This is a genomic window from Streptomyces sp. Ru72, assembly GCF_002920635.1.
In the GTDB taxonomy this organism is placed as follows: Bacteria; Actinomycetota; Actinomycetes; order Streptomycetales; family Streptomycetaceae; genus Streptomyces.
The window spans coordinates 1-19,963 of record NZ_PQSR01000032.1 but is presented as its reverse complement, the minus strand read 5'-3'; the positions used below and the strand labels follow the sequence as shown (position 1 = coordinate 19,963).

At 71.5% G+C, this 19,963-nt stretch carries 15 protein-coding genes, 3 tRNA genes and 1 pseudogene; 8 read left to right on the top strand and 11 right to left on the bottom strand.

The window, feature by feature from the left end; translation table 11 throughout:
* Positions 1-45: 45 nt before the first annotated feature.
* The 6 genes from purM to purS form a co-directional block, all read right to left on the bottom strand.
* A complete protein-coding gene (gene purM / locus C3488_RS17305; protein WP_103840350.1) occupies positions 46-1,116 on the bottom strand; it encodes a phosphoribosylformylglycinamidine cyclo-ligase in 1,071 nt (356 codons plus the stop codon).
* A gap of 62 nt (positions 1,117-1,178) precedes the next feature.
* Entirely contained in the window at positions 1,179-2,705 is a 1,527-nt protein-coding gene (gene purF, locus C3488_RS17300) for an amidophosphoribosyltransferase (protein ID WP_103840348.1), read from the bottom strand.
* Positions 2,706-3,014: 309 nt separating this feature from the next.
* Positions 3,015-3,812, bottom strand: coding sequence for a maleylpyruvate isomerase family mycothiol-dependent enzyme (locus tag C3488_RS17295; RefSeq protein ID WP_103840346.1), 798 nt, complete (start codon positions 3,810-3,812; stop codon positions 3,015-3,017).
* A gap of 612 nt (positions 3,813-4,424) precedes the next feature.
* Positions 4,425-6,683 (bottom strand): phosphoribosylformylglycinamidine synthase subunit PurL, encoded by a 2,259-nt coding sequence (gene purL / locus C3488_RS17290; RefSeq protein WP_103840343.1) that lies wholly within the window; start codon positions 6,681-6,683, stop codon positions 4,425-4,427.
* Entirely contained in the window at positions 6,680-7,360 is a 681-nt protein-coding gene (purQ, locus tag C3488_RS17285) for a phosphoribosylformylglycinamidine synthase subunit PurQ (RefSeq protein ID WP_103840341.1), read from the bottom strand. Before purQ ends, purL begins: the two co-directional genes overlap by 4 nt.
* Positions 7,357-7,620 (bottom strand): phosphoribosylformylglycinamidine synthase subunit PurS, encoded by a 264-nt coding sequence (gene purS, locus C3488_RS17280; protein ID WP_103840339.1) that lies wholly within the window; start codon positions 7,618-7,620, stop codon positions 7,357-7,359. Before purS ends, purQ begins: the two co-directional genes overlap by 4 nt.
* A 376-nt stretch (positions 7,621-7,996) precedes the next feature.
* On the opposite strand from purS, the gene C3488_RS17275 reads away from it, so the two are divergent.
* The 8 genes from C3488_RS17275 (at position 7,997) to C3488_RS17240 (ending at position 12,829) form a co-directional block, all read left to right on the top strand.
* Positions 7,997-8,314 (top strand): Lsr2 family protein, encoded by a 318-nt coding sequence (locus C3488_RS17275; RefSeq protein ID WP_103840337.1) that lies wholly within the window; start codon positions 7,997-7,999, stop codon positions 8,312-8,314.
* Positions 8,315-8,634: 320 nt separating this feature from the next.
* Positions 8,635-8,706, top strand: a tRNA-Gly gene (locus C3488_RS17270).
* Positions 8,707-8,799: 93 nt separating this feature from the next.
* A tRNA-Gly gene (locus tag C3488_RS17265) sits at positions 8,800-8,872 on the top strand.
* Between the two features lie 136 nt (positions 8,873-9,008).
* Positions 9,009-10,001 carry an ABC transporter ATP-binding protein gene (locus C3488_RS17260; RefSeq protein WP_103840409.1) on the top strand — a complete coding sequence of 331 codons (993 nt, stop codon included), beginning with the start codon at positions 9,009-9,011 and terminating at the stop codon, positions 9,999-10,001.
* Complete coding sequence (locus tag C3488_RS17255) at positions 9,998-10,795, top strand: ABC transporter permease (protein ID WP_103840335.1); 798 nt, start codon at positions 9,998-10,000, stop codon at positions 10,793-10,795. The genes C3488_RS17260 and C3488_RS17255 overlap by 4 nt, the downstream gene beginning before the upstream one ends.
* 113 nt (positions 10,796-10,908) lie before the next feature.
* Complete coding sequence (locus tag C3488_RS17250) at positions 10,909-12,114, top strand: sensor histidine kinase (RefSeq protein ID WP_258053472.1); 1,206 nt, start codon at positions 10,909-10,911, stop codon at positions 12,112-12,114.
* Positions 12,111-12,731 carry a response regulator transcription factor gene (locus C3488_RS17245; RefSeq protein ID WP_103840333.1) on the top strand — a complete coding sequence of 207 codons (621 nt, stop codon included), beginning with the start codon at positions 12,111-12,113 and terminating at the stop codon, positions 12,729-12,731. Before C3488_RS17250 ends, C3488_RS17245 begins: the two co-directional genes overlap by 4 nt.
* A 22-nt stretch (positions 12,732-12,753) precedes the next feature.
* Positions 12,754-12,829, top strand: a tRNA-Gly gene (locus tag C3488_RS17240).
* 129 nt (positions 12,830-12,958) lie between these two features.
* On the opposite strand, the gene C3488_RS17235 is transcribed toward C3488_RS17240, so the two are convergent.
* From C3488_RS17235 to C3488_RS17210, 5 genes and pseudogenes are all read right to left on the bottom strand, one after another.
* Positions 12,959-13,858: a phosphoribosylaminoimidazolesuccinocarboxamide synthase gene (locus C3488_RS17235; protein ID WP_103840331.1), complete on the bottom strand. Its 900-nt coding sequence runs from the start codon at positions 13,856-13,858 to the stop codon at positions 12,959-12,961.
* 86 nt (positions 13,859-13,944) lie between these two features.
* Positions 13,945-15,444 (bottom strand): N,N-dimethylformamidase beta subunit family domain-containing protein, encoded by a 1,500-nt coding sequence (locus C3488_RS17230; protein WP_103840330.1) that lies wholly within the window; start codon positions 15,442-15,444, stop codon positions 13,945-13,947.
* 395 nt (positions 15,445-15,839) lie between these two features.
* Positions 15,840-17,690 carry a hypothetical protein gene (locus C3488_RS17225; protein WP_103840329.1) on the bottom strand — a complete coding sequence of 617 codons (1,851 nt, stop codon included), beginning with the start codon at positions 17,688-17,690 and terminating at the stop codon, positions 15,840-15,842.
* A gap of 446 nt (positions 17,691-18,136) precedes the next feature.
* Complete coding sequence (gene purD / locus C3488_RS17220) at positions 18,137-19,393, bottom strand: phosphoribosylamine--glycine ligase (RefSeq protein ID WP_103840328.1); 1,257 nt, start codon at positions 19,391-19,393, stop codon at positions 18,137-18,139.
* A gap of 114 nt (positions 19,394-19,507) precedes the next feature.
* Positions 19,508-19,963 (bottom strand): annotated as a pseudogene (locus C3488_RS17210) (DNA polymerase III subunit gamma and tau); the annotation flags it as partial.

The window sequence follows — 19,963 nt, the reverse complement described above, 5'->3', positions numbered from 1 at the left end:
CCGTGGCCCTGGCCACGGACCGGGTTCTGTGCTGTCGGCAGGGTCTCAGCCGGCGTAGTCCCCGACCAGGGCGGCACCCGTTTCGTGCTCGCCCCGCTCGGTGATCTCGCCGGCGACCCATGCGTCCACGCCGCGGTCGGCGAGGGCGGCGAGCGCGACGTCCACCGACTGCCCGGGGACGACCGCGATCATTCCGACGCCCATGTTCAGGGTCTTCTCCAGCTCCAGACGCTCGACGTCGCCGGTCCTGCCGACGAGGTCGAACACCGGAGCGGGCGTCCAGGTCGAGCGGTCGACCGCGGCGTGCAGGTGGTCGGGGATCACACGGGCCAGGTTGGCCGCGAGTCCACCGCCGGTGACGTGGCTGAACGCGTGCACCTCGGCGGTGCGCATCAGGGCCAGGCAGTCCAGCGAGTAGATCTTCGTGGGCTCGAGCAGCTCCTCGCCGAGGGTGCGGCCGAGGTCGTCGATGTGCTGGTCGAGGCCGAGCTTCGCCCGGTCGAGCAGGACGTGCCGGACGAGGGAGTACCCGTTGGAGTGAAGTCCGGAGGACGCCATGGCGATCAGCGCGTCACCCTCGCGGACGCACTCGGCGCCGAGCAGCCGGTCGGCCTCCACGACGCCCGTACCGGCGCCCGCGACGTCGAAGTCGTCCGGACCCAGCAGACCCGGGTGTTCGGCCGTCTCACCGCCCACCAGGGCGCACCCGGCCAGCACGCAGCCCTCGGCGATGCCCTTCACGATCGCGGCGACCCGCTCGGGGTGGACCTTGCCGACGCAGATGTAGTCGGTCATGAACAGCGGCTCGGCACCGCACACCACGATGTCGTCCATGACCATCGCGACCAGGTCGTGGCCGATGGTGTCGTAGACGCCCATCCGACGCGCGACGTCGACCTTGGTGCCGACGCCGTCGGTGGCGGAGGCGAGCAGCGGACGCTCGTAGCGCTTGAGGGCGGAGGCGTCGAAGAGGCCGGCGAAGCCGCCGAGGCCGCCGAGGACCTCGGGGCGCTGCGTCTTCTTCACCCACTCCTTCATGAGCTCCACGGCGCGGTCGCCCGCTTCGATGTCGACGCCTGCCGCCGCGTAGGAAGCACCGGTTTGGGTCTCAGACATTGCCTGGGATCTTTCGGGTTGGTGGCTGGGTCTTCCGGGGGACGCCCCCGGACCCTCTGGTCTTACGGGCGACGGATCGCGTCGGTCGCGGCCGTGGCGGCGGGACCGGCGGCCAGCTCGGTCTCCAGCAGCTGCTTGCCGAGGAGCTCCGGGTCGGGCAGCTCCATCGGGTACTCGCCGTCGAAGCAGGCGCGGCACAGGTTCGGCTTGGCGATGGCGGTCGCGTCGATCATGCCGTCGATGGAGATGTACGCCAGGGAGTCGGCGCCCAGGGAGCGGCCGATCTCCTCCACCGACATGCCGTTGGCGATCAGCTCGGCGCGGGTGGCGAAGTCGATGCCGAAGAAGCAGGGCCACTTCACCGGGGGGGAGGAGATCCGGATGTGGACCTCGGCGGCGCCCGCCTCGCGCAGCATCCGCACCAGGGCGCGCTGGGTGTTGCCGCGCACGATCGAGTCGTCGACGACGACCAGGCGCTTGCCCTTGATGACTTCCTTGAGGGGGTTCAGCTTCAGGCGGATGCCGAGCTGGCGGATCGTCTGCGAGGGCTGGATGAAGGTCCGGCCGACGTAGGCGTTCTTCACCAGACCGGAGCCGAACGGGATGCCGGAGGCCTCCGCGTAACCGATCGCGGCGGGGGTGCCGGACTCGGGGGTCGCTATGACCAGATCGGCGTCGACGGGCGCCTCCTTGGCGAGGCGACGGCCCATCTCGACACGGGAGAGGTACACGTTCCGGCCGGCGATGTCGGTGTCCGGGCGGGCCAGGTACACATACTCGAAGACACAGCCGCGGGGCTTCGCGTCCGCGAACCGCGAGGTGCGCAGACCGTTCTCGTCGATCGCGACGAACTCGCCCGGGTCGATCTCGCGGACGAAGCTCGCGCCGACGATGTCGAGTGCGGCGGTCTCCGAGGCGACGACCCAGCCGCGCTCCAGCCGCCCGAGGACCAGCGGGCGGATGCCCTGCGGGTCGCGCGCCGCGTAGAGGGTGTTCTCGTCCATGAAGACGAGCGAGAAGGCGCCCTTGACCTGGGGCAGCAGCTTGGGTGCCGCCTCCTCCACGGTCAGCGGCTTGCCGTCGTCGTCGACCTGGCCCGCGAGAAGGGCGGTGACGAGGTCGGTGTCGTTGGTGGCGGCGACCTGGGTGGCGCGGCCGTTCTCCTTGGGGAGGTCGGCGACCATCTCGGCGAGCTCCGCCGTGTTGACCAGGTTGCCGTTGTGACCGAGCGCGATCGAACCGTGCGCGGTGGCGCGGAACGTCGGCTGGGCGTTCTCCCATACGGAGGCGCCGGTGGTCGAGTAGCGGGCGTGACCGACCGCGATGTGACCCTGGAGCGAACCGAGGGAGGTCTCGTCGAAGACCTGGGAGACCAGGCCCATGTCCTTGAAGACGAGGATCTGGGAGCCGTTGCTCACCGCGATACCCGCGGATTCCTGACCCCGGTGCTGGAGGGCGTAGAGCCCGAAGTACGTGAGCTTTGCGACCTCTTCGCCCGGAGCCCAGACACCGAAGACGCCGCAGGCGTCCTGGGGGCCTTTCTCACCGGGGAGCAGATCGTGATTGAGTCGACCGTCACCACGTGGCACGCCACCGAGTGTAGGCGAGATCGTGCACTGGTCCGAATCCGGTCATCGCTGCCGCACGCCGTGCGACGTCGCCGAACGCCCCGGGTCAGCGCTCGGCGAGCGCGCTGACCTTCACACCGTTTTAGCTGGTCAGCGCGGTGCGCGGGTGGTCGCGTACGGAGGAGGGCGGACGGCCGGAGAGACCGCTCGGCGTTTTCTCGGTGTCCGTGAGTGAGCCGTCGCACATCTTCCCGGTGAGCTCTCCGATGCGTTTGGTGAGGTGACCGCCCCGTAGCGTGGCTGGCGTTCGGGGTCCGCGTGGCCGCGCCGTCACGCCATGAGGGGGAGCAGATCGCTCAGGTCGGCCCGCTCACCGCTCGCGCCGACCTCGGCGTCGGCGAGGGCCCTGTCCCAGCTCGTACGGCCGGTGGCGAGCCGGACCCAGGTCAGCGGGTCGGTCTCGACGACGTTCGGCGGGGTCCCGCGGGTGTGCCGGGGGCCCTCGATGCACTGCACGACGGCGTACGGCGGAACGCGCACCTCGGTGGAGGCACCGGGCGCCTTCACGGCGAGCGCGTCGGCGAGCAGCCGGGTGGCGGCGGCGAGGGCCTGGCGGTCGTAGGGGACGTCGAGGCCCGGGACGGCGGCGTTGAGGTCGTCGGTGTGGACGACCAGTTCGACGGTGCGGGTCACCAGGTAGTCGGCGAGCGGCATGGCGCCCGCGGTGGTGTCCAGCAGTCGGGTGCCGGGGTGCGCCGTGAGGAGTTCCGAGACCTCCTTCTCGATGCCGGCGAGGTAGGTGTCCAGGTCGGGGTTCTGGGCGGCCAGTGTGCGGGTCGCATCCGCGATGGCACCGGAGTTGGCGGAGGTCGCGAAGGGCCAGTCGAGGGCGGTGGAGTCCTGTGTCGCGGGCTCCGGCCTGGCGAGGAACCGCCCGAAGGCCGACAGGGCCATCCCGATGTGCGCGACCAGTTCCCGTACGGTCCAGTCCCCGAGCCGGGTGGGAAGCGCCAACTGCTCGGCGCTGAGGGTCGCCACCCCGTCGCGCACGTTCCCGAACTGGGCGAGAACCGCCGCACGCGTCTTGGCGGGGTCGTACGTCCGTGTGCGTTTCCTGGCCGGAGGCATGAGGCGAGCCTATGCCTTCACGGCATACCCCTTCAGTCCTTTTCGATCAGTTCGAAGGCCCGCCGGCGCGCACCATCGTGACCTGGCTGGCCCGGCGCCGCATGCAGACCAGGCCCGATCTGGACCTGGATCAGGGCCGAGGGCTCCAAGTGCAGGCGTATCGAGAAGGCAGGGCCGAACCGGATGCGGTGCTCGCGCCCGAGGCCCGCTTCGCGGGCCGCCCGAGGCCCGCTTCGCGGGACACGGTGAGTGGGCCGACCCGGACGGGGCGCTCATGGTCGTCGACTCACCTCGTACGACTCGGACACCGACCGACGGGGCCGGTATGAGAAGCCGGCTGCATACGGCCGGGCCGGAATTCCCCTGGCCTCTTGATCGACCGGGGCCCCTGCACGGTCACGGTGCACAGCATCCCGGACCGGCAGGTCGGTGGCTACCGCGACATCCGCGCCGCCAAGTTCGGTGAGAAGGTCCTCCGCCCCGAGCCGATGGGCATCGAACTCGACACTGAGATCCTCAAGAACTACGTCCGACGAGCCGAGGAGCCCCCACCCGGAAACGTGAGTCCGGGTGGGGGCTCCATCGCGGTGCAGGGGCACGCCCCTGAGCCGGTTACGCCAGCAGTGCGGGAATCGTCCCCTCGTGAGCCTCGCGCAGCTCGGCGAGGGTCAGCTCGAACTCGCCCTGGACCTCGACGGTCTCCCCGTCCACGACACCGACGCGGGTGGCCGGCAGGCCGCGCGCACCGCACATGTCGTTGAAGCGGACCTCCTCCGAGCGCGGCACGGCGACGATCGCCCGTCCCGCAGACTCGGAGAAGAGGAACGTGAACGCGTCCAGGCCGTCCGGCACGATCAGCCGTGCGCCCTTGCCGCCGAGCAGCGCCGACTCCACCACGGCCTGGATCAGACCGCCGTCGGACAGGTCGTGCGCGGAGTCGATCATGCCGTCGCGGGAGGCGGAGATCAGGATCTCGGCCAGCAGCCGCTCCCGCTCCAGGTCGACCTTCGGAGGCAGACCGCCGAGGTGGTCGTGGATCACCTGGGACCAGGCCGAACCACCGAACTCCTCACGGGTGTCGCCGAGGAGGTACAGCAGCTGGCCCTCCTCCTGGAAGGCGACCGGGGTGCGCCGGGCGACATCGTCGATGACGCCCAGCACGGCGACCACCGGGGTCGGGTGGATGGCCGCCTCGCCCGTCTGGTTGTAGAGGGAGACGTTGCCGCCGGTCACCGGGGTGCCCAGCTGCTGACAGCCGTCCGCCAGACCGCGCACGGCCTCCGCGAACTGCCACATCACCGCCGGGTCCTCGGGCGAGCCGAAGTTCAGGCAGTCGGAGACCGCCAGCGGCTTGGCGCCCGTGGTCGCCACGTTGCGGTACGCCTCCGCGAGAGCCAGCTGCGCGCCCGCGTACGGGTCGAGCTTGGCATAGCGGCCGTTGCCGTCCGTGGCGATGGCCACGCCGAGGCCGGACTCCTCGTCGATGCGGATCATGCCGGAGTCCTCGGGCTGGGCGAGGACCGTGTTGCCCTGCACGAAGTGGTCGTACTGCTGGGTGATCCACTTCTTGGACGCCTGGTTGGGCGAACCGACCAGCTTCAGGACCTGGTCCTTCAGCTCCTCCGCCGTCGCCGGGCGCGGGAGCTTGTTCGCGTCGTCGGCCTGCAGCTCGTCCTGCCAGGACGGGCGGGCGTACGGGCGCTCGTAGACCGGCCCCTCGTGCGCGACCGTGCGCGGGTCGACGTCGACGATCTTCTCGCCGTGCCAGTAGATCTCCAGGCGGTCCCCGTCGGTCACCTCACCGATGACGGTGGCGATGACGTCCCACTTGGCGCAGATCTCCAGGAAGCGGTCGACCTTCTCCGGCTCGACGACCGCACACATCCTTTCCTGCGACTCGCTCATCAGGATCTCCTCGGGGGAGAGCGTCGAGTCGCGCAGGGGGACGTCGTCGAGGGTGACACGCATGCCGCCGGAGCCGTTCGAGGCCAGCTCCGAGGTCGCGCAGGACAGGCCCGCCGCGCCCAGGTCCTGGATGCCGACGACCAGCTTCTCCCGGAACGCCTCCAGGGTGCACTCGATGAGGAGCTTCTCCTGGAAGGGGTCGCCCACCTGGACGGCGGGACGCTTGGAGGGCTTGGCGTCGTCGAAGGTCTCGGAGGCGAGGATGGAGGCGCCGCCGATGCCGTCGCCGCCCGTGCGGGCGCCGTACAGGATGACCTTGTTGCCCGCGCCGGACGCCTTCGCGAGGTGGATGTCCTCGTGCCGCATCACACCGATGGCACCGGCGTTGACCAGCGGGTTGCCCTGGTAGCAGGCGTCGAAGACGACCTCGCCGCCGATGTTCGGCAGGCCCAGGCAGTTGCCGTAGCCGCCGATGCCGGCGACGACGCCCGGCAGGACGCGCTTGGTGTCGGGGTGGTCGGCCGCACCGAAGCGCAGCGGGTCCACCACGGCGACCGGACGCGCGCCCATCGCGATGATGTCGCGCACGATGCCGCCGACGCCCGTGGCCGCGCCCTGGTAGGGCTCGACATAGGAGGGGTGGTTGTGCGACTCCACCTTGAAGGTGACGGCGTAGCCCTGGCCGACGTCCACGACACCGGCGTTCTCGCCGATGCCGACGAGCAGGGCGTCGTTCTCGGGGGCCTTCTCGCCGAACTGGCGGAGGTGGACCTTGGAGGACTTGTACGAGCAGTGCTCGGACCACATGACCGAGTACATGGCGAGCTCGGCACCGGTGGGCCGGCGGCCGAGGATCTCGACCACGCGCTCGTACTCGTCCTTCTTCAGGCCCAGTTCGGCCCAGGGCAGCTCGACGTCGGGGGTCGCGGCCGCGTGCTCGACCGTGTCCAGAGGCGTCCTGCTCATGCGGTGACCAGCTTCTTGAGGATCGAGGTGAAGAACGGGAGGCCGTCGGTACGACCGGTACCGATCAGCGATTCGACGGCGTGCTCGGGGTGCGGCATGAGGCCCACGACGTTCCCGGCCTCGTTGGTGATGCCGGCGATGTCGCGCAGCGAGCCGTTGGGGTTGAAGTCGAGGTAGCGGAAGGCGACCCGGCCCTCGGCCTCGAGCTTGTCGAGGGTGTACTCGTCGGCGACGTACCGGCCGTCCATGTTCTTCAGCGGGATGTGGATCTCCTGGCCGGCGTCGTAGTCGCTGGTCCAGGAAGTGTCCGCGTTCTCCACCCGCAGCTTCTGGTCGCGGCAGATGAAGTGGAGGTGGTCGTTGCCGAGCATCGCGCCCGGGAGGAGGTGAGCCTCGGTGAGGATCTGGAACCCGTTGCAGATGCCGAGGACCGGGAGGCCCGCCTTCGCCTGCTCGATGAGGGGCTCCATCACCGGCGAGAAGCGGGCGATGGCACCGGCCCGCAGATAGTCGCCGTAGGAGAAACCGCCGCACAGGACCACGGCGTCGACCTGCTTGAGGTCCTTGTCCTTGTGCCAGAGGGCGACGGGCTCCGCCCCGGCGATACGGATCGCGCGCTGGGTGTCCCGGTCGTCGAGGCTGCCCGGGAAAGTGACGACGCCGATACGGGTGGTCACTTCGAGGCCTCCACCACTTCCTCCACCTTGACGGTGAAGTCCTCGATCACGGTGTTGGCGAGGAAGGATTCGGCGAGATCGTGGATGCGGGCGAGCGCGGCGTCGTCGACCGGCCCGTCCACCTCGAGTTCGAATCGCTTTCCCTGACGTACGTCGGAGATGCCGTCGAAGCCGAGGCGCGGCAGTGCGCGCTGCACCGCCTGGCCCTGGGGGTCGAGGATCTCCGGCTTGAGCATGACGTCGACTACGACGCGTGCCACTGGCACTCCCGGTGTGTGGTGCTGAGCAGGTTCCTTCAGACTACCCGCACACAATTTCTACTCGCGTAGATTCGTAGCATCCTACGTGACCGCCATCACGATCGGGCATCGACGCGGTGCCGCGCACGGAAAATCCTCGGAAAAACCACGGGAGAAGGATGCCGGGGCATTGCACCCGGACACGCGGAGGTATTCAGTCTGTCTTCACAATGCAATGCCGGGCACTGTACAAAGGAAAAGGCAATAGCCGATACTTTGCCCAATTACTGCCGGACAGTCGACACCTCCCCGACATCTGCCGGACGACTGCGCACGTCATCGTTGCGCACGTCATGGCCTGGGGTCGCGTAGGTGCCGCACGAAGGGACCGATATTCGTGGCGCAGCGTGTCGTGGTCACTCTCTTTGACGACATCGACGGCTCAGAAGCGGCGGAAACGATCGTCTTCGGTCTGGACGGCAAGTCGTACGAGATCGACCTCAATCAAGCCAATGCCAAGAAACTGCGTAAGGCGCTGGAGCCGTACGTGGAGGCCGGGCGGAAGAAGGCCAAGTCAGGCCGGGCGTACACGCACACGGCCCTGACCCCGGACCCGGCCGCGGTCCGGGCGTGGGCCCGCTCCAACAAGCTGGACGTGCCGCCGCGGGGGCGGATCCCGAAGAAGGTGTACGAGGCGTTCGCCGAGGCGCAGTAGCCGCGCGGGCTCGGCAGGGGGCCCGGTGCGGCCGGCTGCGCCGGGCTCGGGGGTCGGGTTCCGTCGTGGGGCCCGCCTTGGGCCCCGGGGTGTCAGGCGCCGTGGGGGTCCTGCTCGCCACGGCCGTGCCGGTCGAGGCGGGTTGCTCTCGCCCACGCGGCGAAGTCGCCTGCCGTCACAGCTCCGCGCCCCTCGCGGGGGGAGCCGCAAGTGCCCATCCGCGCACGCAGGCAACCGACTTGCGTTGCACCCCTGGTGATCAGCTAGAGTCTGAGCACGTCGAGGGACGAGGCCGTGAACGCCGAGGCCCGAGGGGTCACGCGGGTGTAGTTCAGTAGCAGAACACCCCCTTTCCAAGGGGGAGGCGCAGTGTGCAATCCCTGTCACCCGCTCTACGAGACCGGCCGGACCACCCTTGTGGATCAGGTAGGCTGGTGCTCGCACCGATCGGCGGCTGTTTTTCACAGCTGGCGTTCGGAGGCAGTGCGGACGTAGCTCAGTTGGTAGAGCGCAACCTTGCCAAGGTTGAGGTCGCGAGTTCGAGCCTCGTCGTCCGCTCGGGAAAGCGAAGGCCCCGGTCAATCGACCGGGGCCTTCGTCGTCTGTGCGTTCGGGCCGACCGTCTGACATTTGTCATGGGGACCGATGACACCGCGCACTGCTGTCCTTCCCCGGCGGCGAGGACGCTGGAGTGGTGAACAGCAACCAGCGCGAGCGCGTGATCGATGTCACTGACCTTCGGCGCGTCTACGGGGGCGGATTCGAAGCCGTGCGCGGCATCACCTTCTCGGTGGACCGCGGCGAGGTCTTCGCGCTCCTCGGCACCAACGGCGCGGGCAAGACGTCCACCGTGGAACTCATCGAGGGCCTCGCCCCGCCGGCCGGCGGACGCGTACGGGTCCTCGGGCGCGACCCGTACACCGAGCGGGCGGCCGTCCGGCCCCGGATCGGCGTGATGCTCCAGGAGGGCGGCTTCCCCTCCGAACTGACGGTCACTGAGACCGCCCGGATGTGGGCCGGTTGCACCACCGGCGCCCGGCCCGTGGGCGAGGCGCTGGACCTCGTCGGGCTGACCCGGCGCCGCGGCGTACGCGTCAAGCAATTGTCCGGGGGAGAGAAGCGGCGCCTCGACCTGGCGCTCGCGCTCCTCGGACGCCCCGAAGTCCTCTTCCTCGACGAGCCGACCACCGGCTTGGACGCCGAGGGCCGCCAGGACACCTGGCGGTTGGTCCGCGAACTGCGCGGCGCGGGCACGACCGTCTTGCTGACGACCCACTACCTCCAGGAGGCGGAAGGTCTCGCCGACCGGCTCGCCATCCTCCACGAGGGCCGTGTCGCCGTCTCCGGCACACCCGCCGAGGTCACCGCGACCCAGCCCTCCCGGGTCTCCTTCGACCTGCCCCAGGGCTACTTCCTCGGCGACCTGCCCCCGCTCGCGGACCTCGGTGTCACGGCGCACGAGACCGCGGGCCGTACGGTTCTCCTGCGCACGAACGACCTCCAGCGCACCGCCACCGCCGTCCTGCTGTGGGCCGAGCGCACCCGGGTCGAACTGCGCGCCCTGGATGTGCGGTCCGCCTCCCTGGAGGAGGCGTTCCTGCACATCGCCAAAGCGGCCGCGCCCACCGCAGCCGCCACCGACCCCGAGGACGGCGCCGCGGAGCGCAGGACGGAGGCGGCGGCATGAGCACACTCGCGCCCGCCACCACGGCGACCACGACCACACCTGCCCGGCGTCTTCGGGCCCTCGCGCGCGCCGAACTGACGCTCCTGGGCCGCAACCGGAACGCCGTCGTCACCGCCCTGCTCGCCCCACTGGCGGTCCCCTTCAGCCTGCGGCCGGCCGTCGAACAGATGGACCTGAAGGGACGGGGACTGACGGCGGGCGCCGTGATGGTGACGGCCGCGATCGGCTTCTCGCTGCTCTTCGCCGTCTACACCTCACTCGTCAGCGTCTTCGTGGCGCGCCGGGAGGAGCTCGTGCTCAAGCGCCTGCGCACCGGGGAACCCGGCGACGCCGAGATCCTCATCGGCTCCGCGCTGCCCGCGGTCGGCGTCGGCCTCGCGCAGTGCGTGCTGCTGGCGGCCGGCTGTGCGGCGCTGCTCGACGCAGGGGCGCCCCGGGCGCCCCATCTCGCCGTGCTGGGGCTGCTGTCGGGCGTCGTCCTGTGCGCGGCCCTGGCCGCCCTGACGGCGAGTTTCAGCAGAACCGTCGAGAGCGCGCAGGTGACGGCGCTGCCGATGGTGTTCGTCTCCCTGGTGGGGTCGGGCATCACGATCCCCACCGAGGTCCTGCCCGACCGGGTCGCGTCCGTGTGCGAATGGCTGCCGCTGTCCCCGGCTATCCGGCTGATCCGCGGCGGGTGGAACGGCGGGCTGTCGGTGTACGACACTCTGGGCGCGGTCGCGGCAGCGGCCGCCTGGGCGGCGGCCGCGCTGTGGGCCGTGCGACGGTGGTTCCGCTGGGAGCCGCGGCGCTGACCGGCGACGCGGGGGCGGACCGGGTGGGCACGGAGGGGGGCGGTTCAAGGGTGATCGCAGCGATACGGGACTGACAGCGCAGGACGTGGCACGAGCGCAGCAAGGCGGCCCGGGTGGAGCTGCAGAGCGTCATCATGTGGCGGTTCTCGGTGGTGTTCTTCTCCCTTGGCTGGATGCTGCTTCCGCTCCTCTCCGGAGCCCACCGCGACTCCCTGGCCCGGTCCGTCGCGGGATCGCTGCTCATCGTCAACACCCTGCAGTGCGTGGCGGCCAACCGGCTTCTGAGGCCGGTGCTCGACCACTACCTGGGGCGGGCGGTGCTGCGTCCGCGCGCCTGGTGGGCGTCGACCGGGCTGCTCGGATCGGCGCTGGCGCTGGTCCTGGCGCTGGATGCCCTGGACGCGGCCTCACCGGTGACCTGCAGGATGGCCCTCGCCGCCGTGCTGCTGCCGTTCGGGATGGTGTACGTGCTCTTCCTGCCGGTCCGGGCGTTCGTCCGCCGGTCCACGGTGCTCGCCGGCGCCCTGGCGGTGGCGACCGCGCTCGTCCGCTGGGACGCCATGGACGCGGTGGCGACCGGTGTCATGACCGCGTTCGCGGTCGGGTTCTGCCTGCTCGCCTCGCGGTGCGCCGCCTGGACCCTGGCGGTGCTGTGGGAGGCGGAACGGGCCCGTGAGATCGAGGCCCGCCTCGCCGTGGCCGAGGAGCGACTGCGGTTCGGCCGCGATCTGCACGATGTGATGGGCCGCAACCTCGCGGTCATCGCGCTCAAGAGCGAGCTGGCCGTGGAGCTGGCGCGGCGCGGACGCCCCGAGGCCCTTGAGCAGATGATCGAGGTGCAGCGGATCGCACAGGAGTCGCAGCGGGAGGTCCGCGAGGTCGTGCGCGGCTACCGCGAGGCCGACCTCGGCGCCGAACTGGCCAGGGCACAGGGCGTGTTGACCGCCGCCGGCATCCGTTGCACGGTGACCGGGTCGGCCACCGGGCTGCCCGCGCCCGTGCAGTCGGCCCTGGCGTGGGTGGTGCGGGAGGCGGCGACGAATGTGCTGCGCCACGGGGACGCCCGGCACTGTGCGGTGTCCCTGAGCGTGGCGGGGGAACGGATCGTGCTCCGCGTCGAGAACGACGGGGCGCCGGACGGCGGGCAGGGAAGGGGATCGGGACTCGTGGGACTGCGCGAACGGCTGTCGGAGATCGGGGGGTCGCTGCGGGCCGGGCCCGCAGAGCCAGGCGTGTTCCGGCTGACCGCGGAGGTCCCGCTGCCTCCGTCCGCGCCGGTGCCCGTCGCGCCCGCTCGGGCCGACGAGGTCACCTCATGACGGCCGTACCGCCCGTCCGCCTGCTGTTGGCCGACGACGAGCACCTGATCCGGGGGGCCCTGGCCGCGCTGCTGGCTCTGGAGGACGACCTGCTGGTGGTGGCCGAGGCGGCGACCGGTCCGGAGGCGCTGGCGATGGCGCGTGCGCACCGTCCCGACGTCGCCGTACTGGATCTTCAGATGCCAGGGGCCGACGGTGTGAAGGTGGCCACATCCCTCAGGGCCGAGCTGCCGGGGTGCCGGGTGCTGATCGTGACCGGTCACGGTCGCCCGGGACATCTGAAGCGGGCGCTGGCAGCGGGCGTGCGCGGCTTCGTGCCGAAGACCGTCAGCGCCCAGCGCCTCGCCGAGATCATCCGTACCGTGCACGAGGGAAACCGCTATGTGGACCCCGAGTTGGCCGCCGACGCCATCGCCTCCGGGAACTCTCCGCTGACCGCCCGGGAGGCCGAGGTCCTGGAGCACGCGGCCGACGGGGCGCCGGTCTCGGAGATCGCGCAGCGGGCCGCACTCGCGGAGGGAACCGTGCGGAACTACCTGTCGTCGGCCGTCTCCAAGCTCGGCGTCGAGAACCGGCATGCCGCGGTGCGTCTCGCACGGGAGCGAGGTTGGGTATAGTTGGCTTCGCGCAGCGCGCAGTGCGGACGTAGCTCAGTTGGTAGAGCGCAACCTTGCCAAGGTTGAGGTCGCGAGTTCGAGCCTCGTCGTCCGCTCCAGAAAGAAGCCCCCGGCCCAGGCCGGGGGCTTCTTCGTGTGCCTCGGGGTGCGCCGGATGCTCGTGGCGGCCGTCGGGGCCCGGCCGAGCGCCGGGCCCTGTGAGCCGTCGTACGGGGTCGGCCGGCCGGCTACGACCAGCGCACGCCGGTCAGGCGCTCGTATGCCTCCACGTACTTCGCACGGGTGGCCTCCACGATCTCCTGCGGCAGCGGCGGCGGGGGCTGCTCGCTCGCGCGGTCCCAGCCGGAGGCGGGGGAGGTGAGCCAGTCCCGTACGAACTGCTTGTCGAACGACGGCTGGGCACGGCCCGGCTGCCACTGGTCGGCCGGCCAGAAGCGGGAGGAGTCCGGGGTGAGGACCTCGTCGGCGAGGACGAGGGTGTCTCCGTCGTAGCCGAACTCGAACTTGGTGTCCGCGAGGATGATCCCGCGGTCGCGGGCGACGTCGCGGGCGCGGCCGTAGACGGCGAGGGTCGCCTGCCGCAGCTGGGCCGCGGTCTCGGCGCCGACCTGGCGGGCGACTTCCTCGTAGGAGACGTTCTCGTCGTGCTCGCCGACCGCGGCCTTGGTCGCCGGGGTGAAGATCGGGGCGGGCAGTTCCGAGCCGTCGACCAGGCCCTCGGGCAGAGCGAGGCCGCAGACCGTGCGGGACTCCTTGTACTCGGCGAGGCCCGAGCCGGTGAGGTAGCCGCGGGCGACGCACTCCACCGGGACCATCTTCAGGGACTTGCAGACCAGGGTGCGGCCGGCCCAGTCCGCGGGGGCGCCCGGCGGGAGTTCGGTGCTCAGGACGTGGCTCGGGACGAGGTCCCGGAGCAGGTCGAACCACCAGAGCGACAGCTGGGTGAGGATCCGGCCCTTGTCCGGGATCTCGGTCGGCAGCACCCAGTCGAATGCGGACGTACGGTCGCTGGCGACCATCACGAGGTCACCCGCCTCGTTCTGGTACAGCTCGCGCACCTTCCCGGTGTGCAGATGCACCAGTCCCGGCACCTGGACGGGTTCGGGCTTTTCGACGAATCCGGACACGGTCCCTCCCCGTGGTTCTCTCCCAATGGCTCGATTGTCCCCCATGCCGGGAGCGAGCCGGTCCGCGGGGCCTGGGAGGGGCGGGTTCAGTCCCGTTTGCAGATGCGGTCCAGGAGGTTCGCCGTCGCCTGCTGGACACGGGGGTCCACGTGCCCTGGGCGGTCCAGTGACGGGGACCACGCGAATGTTCCGGACGCGAAGACCAGGGCGCCGGAAGGGGCGCGGTAGAGGGAGGTCTCCTGGTGGCGCAGGACACCCTCGCCGTCCCGGTACGGGGAGTGGGCGAGCAGGATGCGGCCCTCATGGTCGGGCAGTGGGGCGCGCGGGAAGTAACGGTCCGCCTCCCCGGCGACCATCCCGTCCAGCTTGTCGCCCTCCTCGGCGCCGGTCCCCTCCCACAGCCAGTGGTCGGCGTTGCGGACCACGAGCGGGTGGGGCTCGGGCACCCGGCCCGCGTACTGGATGCCGATCAGCTCCTGTTCCGCACGGTCGATTTCCCGCCACAGGACCGGCTTTCCGGGGCCGCGCCGCTTGCGGCAGGTGAGCAGGCGGTCGGGGACGCCGGATGCGGACGGGCCGAGTTCCACCTGCCAGTACATGGTGTTGGCGGAGAGGAAGACCAGCGAGGTGCCGTGCTCGCGCGCCAGCTCCACGGTGCGGCGCATCTGCGCCGACCAGTATTCGTCGTGCCCTGGGAAGACGAGGCCGCGGTAGCGGGTGGGGTCGACGCGGCCGGCGTGCAGATCGCGGGCGTCGGCGTAGGCGAGGTCGTAGCCGTACCGCTCGGCCCAGCGGATGAAGTCGTACGCGTGACCGACGTGCAGAGGCAGGCCCGCGCCGGCGTACGGGCGGTCGAAGGAGACCGTGGTGGCGGCGTCGGCCTCGCCGAGCAGCCGGCCGTTGTCGTCCCAGGCGTGGTAGAGGCTGGCGCCGGTGCGGCCGTCCTCCGGGTAGAGGTTGTACGCCTGCCAGGTGATGTCCGGGAGCAGCAGGAGCAGATCGGCCGGGCGGGCGTCCCGGACGGTGAACGGGACGTGGGAGCGGTAGCCGTCGGCGGTGGTCAGTACGGCGACGTAGGCGCCGACGCTCCAGTACGACGGGATCTGCAGCCGCCAGGACAGCCACCAGTGATGGCAGGAGACCGTGCGGTCCGCGGTGAGCGGCGGCGGCTGGACGATGCCCGAGAGACGGGGGCTCGTGGTGATCTTGGCAGCCCCGTCGCCGTTGTAGTGCCCGATCCGGTACACGTCGACGGCGAACTCCTGGGGTGGGTCGACGGTGATGTGGAAGTCCAGGGCCTCACCCGGAGCGACGGCGCCGGTCGAGGTGAACCCCTTGATCTGGCGGTGGACGTCGTCCGCGGAGCGGGGGCCGCTGGTGCGGGGGGCCGGGATCCGAGCCCCCTTCTGGCCCTGGGCGGGCACGTGGGCCGGGGCCGGGTCCACGTACCAGGGGACCACGTGACCCGTGTCGTCGAAGTAGGTCTCACTGCCCCTCAGCCAGGGAACGGGACCCTGGCCGAAAGGATCCGTCACGGCGTGCGCGAGAGCACCCGACTCCCACCGGCGGATGTGTTCCGACCCCATGCGTGTCCCCTCCCTCGTCCCCCGTGAGCCTCGTAAGCCCTTACCGAGTGCGCGATCGGTACCCAGCACATCACATAACGCACCCACTCCGTCACCGTTCGTCGCGAATTGACGTGAACGGAATGGGATTCTGCGGCCAGGGGTCGGGCTTGCGGAACGGGGTGGGCGGAGTTTCCCCAGGTCGTCGCGGGAGCGGTGCGATCTCGACCAAGGCGGAGCGGTCGCCGGATCACGCCCACCGGTCGTCGCATCGTGCCCACCGGTCGTCAGACCGGGCGGCGGACGCCGTCCTCGGACAGTCGCAGCGATCGTGAGAACAAGCGGAACAGCCGTCAGACCGGGCGGACGCCGTCCTCGGACAGTCGCAGCGATCGTCGGACCGGTCGGTGCCGTCGTCAGACCAGGCGGACCGGTTTCTCGGGGCGTACGCCGAGGTTGCGGAGCCAGGTGCGCAGCGGGGTGGGGTCGCCCTGCTCGACGAGGGTGCGGATCCGGGGGGAGAGGTCGGCCGCGCGTTCGCCCTTCACCAGGAGGGACGGACCGTCCAGCCAGTCCAGACCCGGTGCCGCTCCCGCCGTGTCCATCGCGGCGCAGCACACCACCGCGGAGACGTGGTCGACAAGCAGTTCGCGGCCGGTGCGGGGCGGCTGCAGCGGGAACAGCGGGAGCATCGCGGAGGCGTCCCACATCGCACGGTCAGGCCCCTGTCCCTGCCCCCCCGCGCCGCCGGGTGTGGCTCCCGCCTCCTCCCGCGCCATCTCGGCGCTGAGCCCGGCGGCGAGCGCAGCGGTCCGCACACTGGCGACCGCGTCGTCGTCGGGAAGGTCGGCGGTTTCGTCGGCGGCCCGGTCCTCGCCCGGGAGACGTGTGCCGTCGGACCCGCTCCCGCCCGTGGCCGTGCCGCTCGCGCTCCCGCCCTCGCGCGTCGGCGTGCCGCTCGCGCCGGCGGCCGGGCGGACCGTCAGGTACTCCAGGACCCGCTCCAGCGTCGGCCCTCCCGCGTCGGGGGCCGTGTCGCGGTGGGCGTGGTGGACGCCGAGGGCGTCCAGGACGCGGTGCAGGCGCGCCGCGTCCGTGCGCCACTTGCGGTCGACGACCTCGTCCGGGTACTCCTGCCAGTCCACCGGCGCCCAATTCGGGCCGGGCTCGGCCGGGCCTCCGTGGAAGAGACGGGCAGCGAGCAGGGACGCGGCCTCGTCCACCAGGCCGGGCTCCTCGAGCAGGTCACAGGCCGGCCGCTCACCCAGCCGCGAGGTGAAACCCTCGGCCAGCCGGTCCCGGCGCGACAGCTCCGTGAGCGCCGCGACCACGCCCGCGTCCAGGCGCGAGGGCCAGCGGCCCATCCGCCAGGCCGGCAGCGCGACCCGGGTCAGCAGCCGGTCCCATCCCGCGTACGCCAGCCCCACCTGTTCCTGCGCGACGATCCGCACCCCGTAGTCCACAGCCTGTGCACGTTCGGACGCGGCCGCCGCCACGCCCCGCTCCATCTCCTCCGCATGCCCGCGGCAGCTGCGCAACAGCAGTCGCGCCACCCAGCCGGCGCCCGCCAGCGCCGTACGGATCACGGGCCCGTGCGCCGGTGCCGACGTCACCGCCACCGCGGCGTCCAGCCCTCGGACGAAGCGCCGTGCCGCCGCTATGTCGGGGTGGGCCGACGGTCCGGTACCGGCGACGACCGGAGCGAGGACGGCGCGCAGCTCGCCCACCCGCATCCACCAGAGGAACGGCGAGCCGATGACGAGCACGGGGGCGGTCGCGGCGCGGTGCCGCTGGGGAGCCGACAGGCCGCGTATGCCGCGGGCGCCGGATATCTCCTCCCCGGGCGGCCGACCCGGCGGGCCGTGAGCGGGGTGGGTGCGGTCCTCCAGCCAGCTGTCGCAGTCCGGGGTGAGCGCTATGGCGGACGGCGCCGGCACGTCGAGGCGGTCGGCCAGGTCTCTCACCATCCGGTAGAGATCGGGTGCCGCGTCCTCCGCTATCGGGACCGTCGGGCTCATGGCCGGGCGGGCGCGGGCGATCACGAGGGCGATCCCGGCGGCGCAGAGCAGGACCACCACGGCGATGCCGGTCACGATCCAGCGGGCGATCCCCCAGCGTCCTCCGCCGAGGTGACCCGTGGCACCGCCGACGAGCAGCACGACGGCGACAGCCGCGGGCAGCAGGGCGACGGCCAGCGCCCGGCTGCGGATCCGCAGCACGGCCAGCGCCCGTGAGCGCGCGGCCTGCGCGCCGGCCTCCACACCCATCCCGTTCACGATCTGACGTCACCCCCTCCGACCCGCCTCTGCCCGGCACGACCTGTGCCGTGACGGTCTACGTCACGGAGGTCGCCGCCGGATGCCCGTGCGTTGCTCACTCCCCCACTGTGGCACCCGCCACTGACATCGCAATGCCGGTGGGCCAAGTGCCGGAACGCTTGCGCCGCACCCTAGTTGGGGCTCCGGCCGCCGTCAGCCGGACGGCACACCGCTCACTCGATGGAATGGCTTTGGGGAAAGGTGGCTGACGCAGGGCAACGGACAGGCCAGGATTGCACCCGGTCGACGCCGAGCCTCCGCACGGCGCCATCGACGCCATCGCATGACATCACCGCATGACACGGGCCCCGCATCCTGAGACGGATCCGGGGGCCACGAGGTTCATCGCCCGGCGTGACCACGACGGGGGTGCGCCGAGGTCGGACGCCGGCGCGTCAGATACCGGCGCTCGCGGCCTTGGCCGCGATGTCCGTGCGGTGGTGGGAGCCCTCGAGTCCGATGCGTCCCACCGCCGCGTACGCCCGGTGACGCGCCTCGGTGAGGTCCGCGCCAGTCGCCGTGACGGACAGCACGCGGCCGCCCGCGCTCACCACCGCGTCGCCCTCGCGCCGGGTGCCGGCGTGCAGGACGTAAGCGTGCGGGGCGTCCTGGGCGGCCACCTCGTCGAGCCCGGTGATCGGGTCGCCGGTGCGCGGGGTGCCCGGGTAGTTGTGGGAGGCGACGACCACGGTGACGGCCGCGTCGTCGCTCCAGCGCAGCGGCGGGAGGTCGGCAAGGGTGCCGTTCGCGGCGGCCAGCAGCACGCCGGCGAGCGGGGTCTTCAGCCGGGCGAGGACGACCTGGGTCTCGGGATCGCCGAAACGGGCGTTGAACTCGATGACCCGGACGCCGCGAGAGGTGATCGCGAGCCCCGCGTACAGCAGCCCGGAGAACGGCGTGCCGCGGCGGCGCATCTCGTCGACGGTCGGCTGCAGAACCGTCTGCAGCACCTCCTCGACCAGCTTCGGGTCGGCCCACGGCAGCGGCGAGTACGCGCCCATGCCGCCGGTGTTCGGTCCCTCGTCGCCGTCCAGGGCGCGCTTGAAGTCCTGGGCGGGCTGGAGCGGGACGACCGTCTCGCCGTCGGTGACGGCGAACAGGGACACCTCGGGGCCGTCGAGGAACTCCTCGATGACGACACGCTCACAGGCGGCCGCGTGGGCCCTGGCGGCATCGAGGTCGGCGGTGACGACGACGCCCTTGCCGGCGGCGAGGCCGTCGTCCTTCACGACGTACGGGGCGCCGAAGGCGTCGAGCGCCTCCTCGACCTCCTCGGTGTTCGTGCAGACGTACGACCGTGCGGTGGGGACGCCCGCGGCCGCCATCACGTCCTTGGCGAAGGCCTTGGAGCCCTCGAGCTGCGCGGCTTCCCCGGAGGGGCCGAAGACGGGGATCCCGGCCTCGCGCACGGCGTCGGCGACCCCTGCGACGAGCGGCGCCTCCGGGCCGACGACGACCAGCCCGGCGCCGAGCTCGCCGGCCAGCGCGGCCACGGCCTGCCCGTCGAGGGCGTCGACCTGGTGCAACCGGGCCACCTCGGCGATACCCGCGTTGCCGGGGGCGCAGTGCAGCTCGGTGACGTCGGGATCGAGGGAGAGGGAACGGCACAGGGCGTGTTCGCGGGCGCCGCTACCGATGACGAGGACCTTCACGGGGTCAGCCTAACGGGCCCGGGCGAGTGACCTTGTGGGGGCCGCCGAAGAGGGACGGGACAGGGGTTTGTGGGTTCCTCCCAAGGGTCCCCGGTCCTCGCGCTCCCGGACCTCCTACTCGTTCGAGAACTCCTCGACCACCGTGGCCCCGAGCTCTCTGACGATCAGTTCGTGGCCGGAGAGGGCCGACTCGTCGAGGTCGGGGTCGTCGTCCTCCGGCATGTCGTCCTCGGGGGCGACCACATGGCGCTCCGGTGCGGGGGGCGCGGTCGGCGCGGCGGCGGGCGCCGCCGGTGCCGGGCTCGAGGGCGTCGCCGGAGCCGCCGGGCGCGCGGCCGGGGCCGGTTGCTGGGGTGCGGGACGGGGTGTGGACGGGGCGCCCGATCCGTAGCCACCGCCGAAGCCGGAGCCGGAGGCGGCCGGCGGTGCCGAGCCGCCCGAGGGGTCGACGATCGCCTCGATCTTCCACTGCACGTTGAACTGCTCGCCCAGCGCCTGTCGCAGTACGTCCTCGCTGCCGCTGCTGAGGAAGTTGTCCCGGGCTCCGGCGTTCACGAAGCCGATCTGCAG